Annotated in this window: 7 protein-coding genes, 2 tRNA genes and 2 rRNA genes; 6 read left to right on the forward strand and 5 right to left on the reverse strand. The window is 53.5% G+C overall.

Annotated features, from left to right (window positions below; all coding sequences use genetic code 11):
• Positions 1 to 178: 178 nt before the first annotated feature.
• From ABLV78_RS20475 to gmhB, 5 genes are all read right to left on the reverse strand, one after another.
• A 23S ribosomal RNA gene (locus tag ABLV78_RS20475) occupies positions 179 to 3,083 on the reverse strand.
• A gap of 307 nt (positions 3,084 to 3,390) precedes the next feature.
• A tRNA-Ala gene (locus tag ABLV78_RS20480) sits at positions 3,391 to 3,466 on the reverse strand.
• 106 nt (positions 3,467 to 3,572) lie between these two features.
• Positions 3,573 to 3,649 (reverse strand) — tRNA-Ile (locus tag ABLV78_RS20485).
• Between the two features lie 71 nt (positions 3,650 to 3,720).
• Positions 3,721 to 5,260: ribosomal RNA gene (locus tag ABLV78_RS20490) — 16S ribosomal RNA — on the reverse strand.
• The 16S and 23S rRNA genes sit together here with 2 tRNA genes alongside, the layout of an rRNA operon.
• 369 nt (positions 5,261 to 5,629) lie before the next feature.
• Entirely contained in the window at positions 5,630 to 6,196 is a 567-nt protein-coding gene (gmhB, locus tag ABLV78_RS20495) for a D-glycero-beta-D-manno-heptose 1,7-bisphosphate 7-phosphatase (protein ID WP_047047013.1), read from the reverse strand.
• Between the two features lie 188 nt (positions 6,197 to 6,384).
• On the opposite strand from gmhB, the gene metN reads away from it, so the two are divergent.
• The 6 genes from metN to proS all read left to right on the forward strand — a co-directional run bounded on the left by metN (position 6,385) and on the right by proS (position 11,971).
• Positions 6,385 to 7,416, forward strand: a complete 1,032-nt coding sequence (gene metN, locus ABLV78_RS20500; protein WP_045390179.1) for a methionine ABC transporter ATP-binding protein MetN — start codon at positions 6,385 to 6,387, stop codon at positions 7,414 to 7,416.
• Complete coding sequence (locus ABLV78_RS20505) at positions 7,409 to 8,062, forward strand: methionine ABC transporter permease MetI (RefSeq protein WP_045390177.1); 654 nt, start codon at positions 7,409 to 7,411, stop codon at positions 8,060 to 8,062. Before metN ends, ABLV78_RS20505 begins: the two co-directional genes overlap by 8 nt.
• A gap of 43 nt (positions 8,063 to 8,105) precedes the next feature.
• Positions 8,106 to 8,921, forward strand: coding sequence for a methionine ABC transporter substrate-binding lipoprotein MetQ (gene metQ / locus ABLV78_RS20510; protein WP_015368138.1), 816 nt, complete (start codon positions 8,106 to 8,108; stop codon positions 8,919 to 8,921).
• Between the two features lie 107 nt (positions 8,922 to 9,028).
• A complete protein-coding gene (gene rcsF / locus ABLV78_RS20515) occupies positions 9,029 to 9,436 on the forward strand; it encodes an envelope stress sensor lipoprotein RcsF (RefSeq protein ID WP_015704458.1) in 408 nt (135 codons plus the stop codon).
• Positions 9,433 to 10,140: a tRNA (N6-threonylcarbamoyladenosine(37)-N6)-methyltransferase TrmO gene (gene tsaA / locus ABLV78_RS20520; protein ID WP_047047010.1), complete on the forward strand. Its 708-nt coding sequence runs from the start codon at positions 9,433 to 9,435 to the stop codon at positions 10,138 to 10,140. Before rcsF ends, tsaA begins: the two co-directional genes overlap by 4 nt.
• A gap of 112 nt (positions 10,141 to 10,252) precedes the next feature.
• Positions 10,253 to 11,971, forward strand: coding sequence for a proline--tRNA ligase (gene proS, locus ABLV78_RS20525; RefSeq protein ID WP_047047007.1), 1,719 nt, complete (start codon positions 10,253 to 10,255; stop codon positions 11,969 to 11,971).
• The last annotated feature ends 59 nt before the right edge of the window (positions 11,972 to 12,030 follow it).

A 12,030-nucleotide genomic window follows, 5' to 3' on the forward strand; every position in this document is an offset into this window, starting at 1 on the left:
GCTCGTCCTGTGTCTTTTACGCTCATACTGCGTTGGCTGCTCTCGCGAATGTCAGTCACATACTTTAGTATGCTCCTTCCATCGCTTCGCTTGCCGCCTTGTCTCAGCGTAAAATCCTTCGGACTCTGAATCAGAGCTGAAAATCATCTCAAATCCGCCAAAACAGCTTCGGCGTTGTAAGGTTAAGCCTCACGGTTCATTAGTATCGGTTAGCTCAACGTATCGCTACGCTTACACACCCGACCTATCAACGTCATCGTCTTTAACGTTCCTTCAGGAGACTTAAAGTCTCAGGGAGAACTCATCTCGGGGCAAGTTTCGTGCTTAGATGCTTTCAGCACTTATCTCTTCCGCATTTAGCTACCGGGCAATGCCATTGGCATGACAACCCGAACACCAGTGATGCGTCCACTCCGGTCCTCTCGTACTAGGAGCAGCCCCCCTCAATTCTCCAGCGCCCACGGCAGATAGGGACCGAACTGTCTCACGACGTTCTAAACCCAGCTCGCGTACCACTTTAAATGGCGAACAGCCATACCCTTGGGACCTACTTCAGCCCCAGGATGTGATGAGCCGACATCGAGGTGCCAAACACCGCCGTCGATATGAACTCTTGGGCGGTATCAGCCTGTTATCCCCGGAGTACCTTTTATCCGTTGAGCGATGGCCCTTCCATTCAGAACCACCGGATCACTATGACCTGCTTTCGCACCTGCTCGCGCCGTCACGCTCGCAGTCAAGCTAGCTTATGCCATTGCACTAACCTCCTGATGTCCGACCAGGATTAGCTAACCTTCGTGCTCCTCCGTTACTCTTTGGGAGGAGACCGCCCCAGTCAAACTACCCACCAGACACTGTCCGCAACCCCGATTAGGGGCCAACGTTAGAACATCAAACATTAAAGGGTGGTATTTCAAGGTTGGCTCCACGCAGACTGGCGTCCACGCTTCAAAGCCTCCCACCTATCCTACACATCAAGGCTCAATGTTCAGTGTCAAGCTATAGTAAAGGTTCACGGGGTCTTTCCGTCTTGCCGCGGGTACACTGCATCTTCACAGCGAGTTCAATTTCACTGAGTCTCGGGTGGAGACAGCCTGGCCATCATTACGCCATTCGTGCAGGTCGGAACTTACCCGACAAGGAATTTCGCTACCTTAGGACCGTTATAGTTACGGCCGCCGTTTACCGGGGCTTCGATCAAGAGCTTCTCCTTACGGATAACCCCATCAATTAACCTTCCGGCACCGGGCAGGCGTCACACCGTATACGTCCACTTTCGTGTTTGCACAGTGCTGTGTTTTTAATAAACAGTTGCAGCCAGCTGGTATCTTCGACTGATTTCAGCTCCACCCGCAGGGGCTTCACCTACATATCAGCGTGCCTTCTCCCGAAGTTACGGCACCATTTTGCCTAGTTCCTTCACCCGAGTTCTCTCAAGCGCCTTGGTATTCTCTACCTGACCACCTGTGTCGGTTTGGGGTACGATTTGATGTTACCTGATGCTTAGAGGCTTTTCCTGGAAGCAGGGCATTTGTTACTTCAGCACCGTAGTGCCTCGTCATCACACCTCAGCGTTAATAAGGTACCGGATTTACCTGGAACCTCCGCCTACATGCTTAAACCGGGACAACCGTCGCCCGGCTAACATAGCCTTCTCCGTCCCCCCTTCGCAGTAACACCAAGTACAGGAATATTAACCTGTTTCCCATCGACTACGCCTTTCGGCCTCGCCTTAGGGGTCGACTCACCCTGCCCCGATTAACGTTGGACAGGAACCCTTGGTCTTCCGGCGTGCGGGCTTTTCACCCGCATTATCGTTACTTATGTCAGCATTCGCACTTCTGATACCTCCAGCAACCCTCACAGGCCACCTTCGCAGGCTTACAGAACGCTCCCCTACCCAACAACACATAGTGTCGCTGCCGCAGCTTCGGTGCACAGTTTAGCCCCGTTACATCTTCCGCGCAGGCCGACTCGACCAGTGAGCTATTACGCTTTCTTTAAATGATGGCTGCTTCTAAGCCAACATCCTGGCTGTCTGTGCCTTCCCACATCGTTTCCCACTTAACTGTGACTTTGGGACCTTAGCTGGCGGTCTGGGTTGTTTCCCTCTTCACGACGGACGTTAGCACCCGCCGTGTGTCTCCCGTGATAACATTCTTCGGTATTCGTAGTTTGCATCGGGTTGGTAAGTCGGGATGACCCCCTAGCCGAAACAGTGCTCTACCCCCGAAGATGAGTTCACGAGGCGCTACCTAAATAGCTTTCGGGGAGAACCAGCTATCTCCCGGTTTGATTGGCCTTTCACCCCCAGCCACAAGTCATCCGCTAATTTTTCAACATTAGTCGGTTCGGTCCTCCAGTTAGTGTTACCCAACCTTCAACCTGCCCATGGCTAGATCACCGGGTTTCGGGTCTATACCCTGCAACTTAACGCCCAGTTAAGACTCGGTTTCCCTGCGGCTCCCCTATACGGTTAACCTTGCTACAGAATATAAGTCGCTGACCCATTATACAAAAGGTACGCAGTCACACCCGAAGGTGCTCCCACTGCTTGTACGTACACGGTTTCAGGTTCTTTTTCACTCCCCTCGCCGGGGTTCTTTTCGCCTTTCCCTCACGGTACTGGTTCACTATCGGTCAGTCAGGAGTATTTAGCCTTGGAGGATGGTCCCCCCATATTCAGACAGGATACCACGTGTCCCGCCCTACTCTTCGAGTTCACAACCTGTGCATTTTGGTGTACGGGACTATCACCCTGTACCGTCGGACTTTCCAGACCGTTCCACTAACACACAAGCTGATTCAGACTCTGGGCTGCTCCCCGTTCGCTCGCCGCTACTGGGGGAATCTCGGTTGATTTCTTTTCCTCGGGGTACTTAGATGTTTCAGTTCCCCCGGTTCGCCTCGTTAACCTATGTATTCAGTTAACGATAGTGTGACGAATCACACTGGGTTTCCCCATTCGGACATCGCCGGCTATAACGGTTCATATCACCTTACCGACGCTTTTCGCAGATTAGCACGTCCTTCATCGCCTCTGACTGCCAGGGCATCCACCGTGTACGCTTAGTCGCTTAACCTCACAACCCGAAGATGTTTCGTTCTGTCCGGTTCGTTGCGCATCATGAATCCTGCGTTGTTCCGTACTCGCGATGCTCATGGACATATAGTCCACTCCGCTCGCTGCGTGCGGTACGCCTTGGCTTCACTTTGCTCACGTCACCTTTTACAGTGTCATCTTCTGATTGCGAAAATTTGAGAGACTCGAACACACATTAACTGTGTGTCGTTTCAATTTTCAGCTTGATCCAGATTTTTAAAGAGCAAAACTTCGCAGTGAACCTTTTCAGGTACACTCTGAAGTTTTCTTGTTTTTTGCAGTAATGATGGTGGAGCTATGCGGGATCGAACCGCAGACCTCCTGCGTGCAAAGCAGGCGCTCTCCCAGCTGAGCTATAGCCCCATCGAATGAATCTCTTTTAACCTTAATTCGTTTTCGGGCGCGGCGTGGTGAAGCGAAGCATACTGAAGTATGCGAACTTTGCCACAACAAAGCACGAGAGCGAATTTGGTAGGCCTGAGTGGACTTGAACCACCGACCTCACCCTTATCAGGGGTGCGCTCTAACCACCTGAGCTACAAGCCTGCAGAGATTACTTACTGCTGTATTTTCATCAGACAATCTGTGTGAGCACTACAAAGGCAGGTTCTTTAAGGTAAGGAGGTGATCCAACCGCAGGTTCCCCTACGGTTACCTTGTTACGACTTCACCCCAGTCATGAATCACAAAGTGGTAAGCGCCCTCCCGAAGGTTAAGCTACCTACTTCTTTTGCAACCCACTCCCATGGTGTGACGGGCGGTGTGTACAAGGCCCGGGAACGTATTCACCGTAGCATTCTGATCTACGATTACTAGCGATTCCGACTTCATGGAGTCGAGTTGCAGACTCCAATCCGGACTACGACATACTTTATGAGGTCCGCTTGCTCTCGCGAGGTCGCTTCTCTTTGTATATGCCATTGTAGCACGTGTGTAGCCCTACTCGTAAGGGCCATGATGACTTGACGTCATCCCCACCTTCCTCCAGTTTATCACTGGCAGTCTCCTTTGAGTTCCCGGCCGAACCGCTGGCAACAAAGGATAAGGGTTGCGCTCGTTGCGGGACTTAACCCAACATTTCACAACACGAGCTGACGACAGCCATGCAGCACCTGTCTCAGAGTTCCCGAAGGCACCAAAGCATCTCTGCTAAGTTCTCTGGATGTCAAGAGTAGGTAAGGTTCTTCGCGTTGCATCGAATTAAACCACATGCTCCACCGCTTGTGCGGGCCCCCGTCAATTCATTTGAGTTTTAACCTTGCGGCCGTACTCCCCAGGCGGTCGACTTAACGCGTTAGCTCCGGAAGCCACGCCTCAAGGGCACAACCTCCAAGTCGACATCGTTTACGGCGTGGACTACCAGGGTATCTAATCCTGTTTGCTCCCCACGCTTTCGCACCTGAGCGTCAGTCTTTGTCCAGGGGGCCGCCTTCGCCACCGGTATTCCTCCAGATCTCTACGCATTTCACCGCTACACCTGGAATTCTACCCCCCTCTACAAGACTCTAGCCTGCCAGTTTCGAATGCAGTTCCCAGGTTGAGCCCGGGGATTTCACATCCGACTTGACAGACCGCCTGCGTGCGCTTTACGCCCAGTAATTCCGATTAACGCTTGCACCCTCCGTATTACCGCGGCTGCTGGCACGGAGTTAGCCGGTGCTTCTTCTGCGAGTAACGTCAATCACCAAGGTTATTAACCTTAATGCCTTCCTCCTCGCTGAAAGTACTTTACAACCCGAAGGCCTTCTTCATACACGCGGCATGGCTGCATCAGGCTTGCGCCCATTGTGCAATATTCCCCACTGCTGCCTCCCGTAGGAGTCTGGACCGTGTCTCAGTTCCAGTGTGGCTGGTCATCCTCTCAGACCAGCTAGGGATCGTCGCCTAGGTGAGCCATTACCCCACCTACTAGCTAATCCCATCTGGGCACATCTGATGGCATGAGGCCCGAAGGTCCCCCACTTTGGTCTTGCGACGTTATGCGGTATTAGCTACCGTTTCCAGTAGTTATCCCCCTCCATCAGGCAGTTTCCCAGACATTACTCACCCGTCCGCCGCTCGTCACCCGAGAGCAAGCTCTCTGTGCTACCGCTCGACTTGCATGTGTTAGGCCTGCCGCCAGCGTTCAATCTGAGCCATGATCAAACTCTTCAATTTAAGTTTGATGCTCGTGAATTAAACTTCGTAATGAATTACGCATGTTCACTCAGAGACTTGGTATTCATTTTTCGTCCGAGGACGTTAAGAATCCATGTCACTTTGAGTGCCCACACAGATTGTCTGATAAATTGTTAAAGAGCAGTTGCGACGCGCTTTAGCGCTCTGTCGCGAGGTGGCGTATATTACGCTTTCCTCTTTCAGAGTCAACCCTGAATTTCAGAATTTTTCTCTTCAACCGAACCGGCTGTTTGTGTGAAGTGATTCACATCCGCCGTGTCGATGGAGGCGCATTATAGGGAGCCCGCCGGGAATGACAAGCGGAAAAATACATTTTTATTTCAACCGCTCATCTTTTATACGTAACGCTTATTTTTGCTGCTTTTTGATAGCCGCAGGCAGGTCCGCCAGGCTATTTAGCACCCAATCCGCGGCGCTTTCCGCTTCTGCGGTAACCGGCTTACCGGTACGCACCAGCACTTTCGTTCCGACATTCGCCGCCGTAGCCGCCTGCATGTCTTCGAGTTTATCACCCACCATATAAGAAGCAGCCATATCAATATGCAGGAAATCGCGTGCGGAAATGAGCATCCCCGGATGCGGCTTGCGGCAATCGCAGGTCTGGCGGAACTCTTCAACGCTCCCCTGCGGATGATGCGGACAATAATAGATACCGTCGAGATCCACGCCGCGGTCTGCCAGCGACCAGTCCATCCATTCGGTGAGGGTCTCAAATTGCGCTTCCGTGAATTTACCGCGCGCGATGCCTGACTGGTTGGTCACCAGCACTAACGCAAATCCCATTGCCTTTAGTTCACGCATGGCATCAATGACGCCGTCGATAAACTCAAAGTTGTCGATTTCGTGGACGTAACCATGATCGATATTAATCGTGCCGTCACGGTCGAGAAAAATTGCGGGTACAGACTTTGCCACCGGTTTGCTCCTGATAAAGGCTAATGCCGTTAGTATCGCATGTTTCGCCATGCAAGAAAGTGCTCATTATAAAGAGTCAGATTGATTTAGACGTCTGGATGCCTTAACATCCATTTCATTGACAGGCATCGCCTGCACACGGCAGAAGAAAATGCCACGGCAAACGGCTAAACGATAATAAATAACTGATGATTAAACTTTCGAATATTACCAAAGTGTTCCAGCAGGGGAACCGCACCATACAGGCGCTGAACAATGTCAGCCTGCATGTCCCTGCCGGGCAAATTTACGGCGTGATCGGCGCTTCCGGCGCAGGTAAAAGTACGCTGATTCGCTGCGTTAACCTGCTGGAACGCCCAACCGAAGGCAGCGTGCAGGTTGATAACCAGGAACTCACCGCGCTGACTGAAAAAGAACTGACTCGCGCACGCCGTCAGATTGGCATGATCTTCCAGCACTTTAACTTGCTTGCTTCACGTACCGTTTTCGGCAACGTGGCGCTGCCGCTTGAGCTGGACAACACGCCGCCGGCGGAAATCAAACGCCGCGTTAATGAACTGCTGGACCTGGTTGGTCTTGGCGATAAGCACGACAGCTATCCGGCAAACCTCTCCGGTGGCCAGAAACAGCGCGTGGCGATTGCCCGCGCGCTGGCCAGTAACCCAAAAGTGCTGCTGTGCGATGAAGCCACCAGCGCGCTCGACCCGGCAACGACCCGTTCGATCCTCGAACTGTTAAAAGACATCAACCGTCGTCTGGGGCTGACCATTCTGTTGATCACCCATGAAATGGACGTGGTTAAACGTATCTGCGACTGCGTGGCGGTCATTAGTAATGGTCAACTGATCGAGCAGGACACCGTGAGCGAAGTCTTCTCGCATCCTAAGACGCCGCTGGCTCAGCAGTTCATTCAGTCTACCCTGCATCTGGATATTCCGGATGACTATCAGGCACGCCTGAAGCCCACCCCGCTGCCTGACAGCGTGCCGATGTTGCGTATGGAGTTCACCGGCCATTCCGTCGATGCGCCGCTGCTGTCGGAAACCGCCCGCCGCTTTAATGTGAATAACAACATTATTAGCGCGCAGATGGATTACGCCGGCGGAGTGAAGTTCGGCATCATGCTGACCGAAATGCACGGCACACCGGAAGATACCCAGGCGGCGATCGCCTGGCTGCAGGAACATCATGTAAAAGTAGAGGTACTGGGATATGTCTGAACCAATGATCTGGCTGCTGGTTCGCGGCGTGTGGGAAACGCTGGCTATGACGTTTGTCTCCGGCTTCTTTGGCTTTGTGCTCGGCTTGCCGGTCGGGGTACTGCTGTACGTTACCCGTCCGGGGCAGATTGCCGCCAACGCCCGACTGTATCGTACGCTATCGGCGCTGGTTAATATCTTCCGCTCGATTCCATTCATTATTCTGCTGGTGTGGATGATTCCGTTTACCCGCGTGATCGTTGGTACCTCAATCGGCCTGCAGGCAGCGATTGTGCCGTTAACGGTCGGCGCCGCGCCGTTTATCGCACGTATGGTGGAAAACGCGCTGCTCGAGATCCCGACCGGGCTTATCGAAGCCTCACGCGCGATGGGCGCAACGCCGCTGCAGATCGTGCGTAAGGTCCTGCTACCTGAAGCATTACCGGGTCTGGTGAACGCCGCTACCATCACGCTTATTACCCTCGTGGGCTATTCTGCGATGGGCGGTGCGGTGGGTGCCGGTGGTCTGGGTCAGATTGGCTATCAGTACGGCTACATCGGCTATAACGCGACGGTAATGAATACCGTGCTGGTATTGCTGGTTATTCTGGTTTATTTAATTCAATTCTCAGGCGATCGTATCGTCCGGGCTGTGACTCACAAATAACGTTATTGACACACAACACTAATTCTTACAGGAAGGAAATAACATGGCCTTTAATTTCAAAACCTTTGCGGCAGTTGGCGCATTAATCGGTTCTCTGGCTCTGGTGGGTTGCGGTCAGGATGAAAAAGATCCTAACCATATTAAAGTCGGCGTAATCGTCGGCGCGGAACAGCAGGTTGCTGAAGTCGCGCAGAAAGTGGCAAAAGAGAAGTATGGCCTCGACGTTGAGCTGGTGACCTTCAACGACTACGTGTTGCCGAACGAAGCGCTGAGCAAAGGCGACATCGACGTTAACGCCTTCCAGCACAAACCGTATCTCGATCAGCAGATTAAAGACCGCGGTTATAAACTGGTTTCCGTCGGCAACACCTTCGTCTATCCGATCGCTGGCTACTCGAAGAAAATCAAATCTCTGGACGAACTGCAGCCGGGCTCACAGATTGCCGTTCCGAACGATCCGACCAACCTCGGCCGTTCCCTGCTGCTGCTGCAGCAAGTGGGCCTGATTAAACTGAAAGAAGGCGTAGGTCTGCTGCCGACGTCTCTGGACGTGGTTGAGAACCCGAAAAACCTGAAGATTGTTGAGCTGGAAGCGCCGCAGCTGCCGCGTTCTCTGGACGACGCGCAGATCGCTCTGGCGGTCATCAACACCACTTACGCCAGCCAGATTGGCCTGACGCCGGCGAAAGACGGTATCTTCGTTGAAGACAAAAACTCGCCGTACGTAAACCTGATCGTCGCCCGCGAAGATAATAAAGACGCGGAAAATGTTAAGAAATTTGTTCAGGCTTACCAAAGCGATGAAGTTTACGAAGCCGCTAACAAAATCTTTAACGGCGGCGCAGTGAAAGGCTGGTAATCTGCTTTCAGCGTAATATCATTCAGGACGGGCTTTATGCCCGTCTTGTCATTTATGCAAGCACCTGATTCAATAGCGCCCTGTTTATAATTCATTGAGGAAATACTATGCGTGCTTTACCGGTCTGTTTGTTAGCACTCATGTTAAGCGGTTGTTCTATGCTAAGCAGATCCCCCGTTGAGCCTGTTAAAAGCACCGCAACCACGCCAGTCCAGACGGAAACGGCTAAACCAAAAGTCTCACGTCCCGCGCCGGTCAGAATCTATACCGATGCCGCCGCGCTGGTAGGCAAACCCTTCCGCGATCTGGGTGAAGTGAGCGGCGAATCATGCCAGGCTTCAAACCAGGACTCCCCGCCGAATATCCCGACCGCCCGTAAACGCATGCAAATCAACGCGGCCAAAATGAAGGCCAACGCCGTGCTGCTGCACAGCTGCGAAGTGACCAGCGGTACGCCAGGCTGCTACCGTCAGGCCGTTTGCCTGGGTTCAGCGCTTAACGTCTCGGCACAATGAGTGCATTTCAGTTCGCGCAGATAGGCGTCATCCGCTCGCCGTATAAAGAGAAGTTTGCCGTTCCTCGCCAGCCAGGCCTGGTTGAACACGGCAGCGGAGAGCTGCATCTGCTCGCGCCTTATAACCAGGCTGACGCCGTGCGTGGGCTGGAAAACTTCAGCCATCTGTGGGTCCTGTTTGTCTTTCATCAGACCATGGCTGGCGGCTGGCGTCCGACCGTGCGCCCTCCCCGCCTTGGCGGCAACGCACGCATGGGCGTCTTTGCAACCCGCTCGACGTTTCGCCCCAACCCTATCGGCATGTCGCTGGTTGAACTAAAAGGCGTTCGCTGCCAGAAGGATCAGGTGATACTGGAACTTGGCAGCCTCGATCTCGTGGACGGTACGCCGGTGGTTGATATCAAACCTTATCTTCCCTTTGCCGAAGCCCTGCCGGACGCCAGCGCCAGCTATGCGCAGCAGGCGCCGCTGGCAGGCATGAATGTCAGCTTTACGCCGGAAATAGAAGCACAGTTACTGACGCTGGAAAAACGCTACCCGCATATCAAAGCGTTTATCCGTGAAGTACTGGCGCAGGATCCGCGTCCGGCTTATCGTAAAGAGGAAGAAGCAGGGAAAACCTACGCCGTCTGGCTGCTCGATTTCAACGTGCGCTGGCGGGTAATCCCCTACGGTTTTGAAGTCTTTTCTCTCGAACCGCGCTAATTTTATTTTCCTCTCTTTTGGCATCTTTGCCACACTGGTAAACTAAACCACTTTTTTTGTTTCAGGCTGGCTCTCCAGCCTGTTCCGATCGTCCAAATGGAACCGTAACAACATGCGTACTAGCCAATATCTGCTCTCCACTCTGAAGGAGACACCTGCCGACGCCGAAGTCATCAGCCATCAGCTGATGCTGCGCGCCGGGATGATCCGCAAGCTGGCCTCAGGGTTGTACACCTGGCTGCCGACCGGCGTGCGCGTTCTGAAAAAAGTCGAGAACATCGTGCGTGAAGAGATGAACAACGCCGGTGCTATCGAGGTGTTAATGCCGGTAGTTCAGCCTTCTGAACTGTGGCAGGAGAGCGGTCGCTGGGAGCAATATGGCCCTGAGCTGCTGCGCATTGCCGATCGTGGCGATCGCCCGTTCGTTCTCGGCCCGACTCACGAAGAGGTCATTACCGACCTGATTCGCAACGAGCTGAACTCTTATAAACAGCTGCCGCTGAACTTCTATCAGATTCAGACCAAGTTCCGCGATGAAGTCCGCCCGCGTTTCGGCGTGATGCGCTCCCGTGAGTTCCTGATGAAAGATGCTTACTCTTTCCATACCTCTCAGGAATCGCTGCAGGAAACCTACGACGCGATGTATACCGCTTACAGCAAAATCTTCAGCCGTATGGGGCTGGATTTCCGCGCGGTACAGGCTGACACCGGTTCGATCGGCGGTAGCGCTTCTCATGAGTTCCAGGTGCTGGCGCAGAGCGGCGAAGATGACGTGATCTTCTCTGATAGCTCCGACTACGCGGCGAACATTGAGTTTGCCGAAGCCGTCGCGCCGAAAGAGCCGCGCGCCGCCGCGACGCAAGAAATGACGCTGGTAGACACGCCGAACGCGAAAACCATCGCCGAGCTGGTTGAGCAGTTCAATCTGCCAATCGAAAAAACCGTGAAGACCCTGCTGGTGAAAGCGGTGGAAGATAGCAGCTACCCGCTGGTCGCCCTGCTGGTACGCGGCGATCACGAGCTCAACGAAGTGAAAGCGGAAAAACTGCCGCAGGTCGCGAGCCCGCTGACCTTCGCCAGCGAAGAAGAGATCCGCGCTATCGTTAACGCGGGACCTGGTTCTCTCGGTCCGGTTAACATGCCGATTCCGGTGGTTATCGACCGTACCGTCGCGGCAATGAGCGATTTCGCCGCCGGCGCTAACATCGATGGCAAACACTATTTCGGCATTAACTGGGATCGCGACGTCGCGACTCCGGAAGTTGCTGATATTCGTAATGTCGTTGCCGGCGACCCGAGCCCGGACGGCAAAGGTACCCTGCTTATCAAACGCGGTATCGAAGTCGGCCACATCTTCCAGCTGGGCACCAAGTACTCTCAGGCAATGAATGCCGCGGTGCAGGGCGAAGATGGCCGTAACCAGATTCTGACCATGGGTTGCTACGGTATTGGGGTGACCCGCGTGGTGGCCGCCGCTATTGAGCAGAACTTTGACGATCGCGGGATTATCTGGCCGGACGCCATCGCGCCGTTCCAGGTCGCTATTCTGCCGATGAACATGCACAAGTCCTATCGCGTGCAGGAGCTGGCCGAGAAGCTGTACGTCGAGCTGCGTGCGCATGGCATCGACGTGCTGATGGACGACCGTAAAGAGCGTCCAGGCGTGATGTTCGCCGATATGGAGCTGATCGGTATTCCTCACACCATCGTGCTCGGCGACCGTAACCTCGACAACGATGATATCGAATACAAACATCGTCGCAACGGCGAGAAGCAGCTGATTAAGACCGGGGATATCGTGAATTACCTGGTGCAGCAGATTAAGGGTTAATTTCCCCTTAAAAGCTAAAAGGCCTCGCAATAGCGAGGCCTTTTTTATAGCAACTGCAA

This window comes from Klebsiella sp. CN_Kp075 (genome assembly GCF_040065055.2).
Classification (GTDB): domain Bacteria; phylum Pseudomonadota; class Gammaproteobacteria; order Enterobacterales; family Enterobacteriaceae; genus Klebsiella; species Klebsiella aerogenes.

What these genes read in the sequence shown, in the direction of transcription:
- metN (WP_045390179.1), top strand. Translation starts at nt 6,385, where the DNA reads ATGATTAAACTTTCGAATATTACCAAAGTGTTCCAGCAGGGGAACCGC.
- ABLV78_RS20505 (WP_045390177.1), top strand. Translation starts at nt 7,409, where the DNA reads ATGTCTGAACCAATGATCTGGCTGCTGGTTCGCGGCGTGTGGGAAACG.
- metQ (WP_015368138.1), top strand. Translation starts at nt 8,106, where the DNA reads ATGGCCTTTAATTTCAAAACCTTTGCGGCAGTTGGCGCATTAATCGGT.
- rcsF (WP_015704458.1), top strand. Translation starts at nt 9,029, where the DNA reads ATGCGTGCTTTACCGGTCTGTTTGTTAGCACTCATGTTAAGCGGTTGT.
- tsaA (WP_047047010.1), top strand. Translation starts at nt 9,433, where the DNA reads ATGAGTGCATTTCAGTTCGCGCAGATAGGCGTCATCCGCTCGCCGTAT.
- proS (WP_047047007.1), top strand. Translation starts at nt 10,253, where the DNA reads ATGCGTACTAGCCAATATCTGCTCTCCACTCTGAAGGAGACACCTGCC.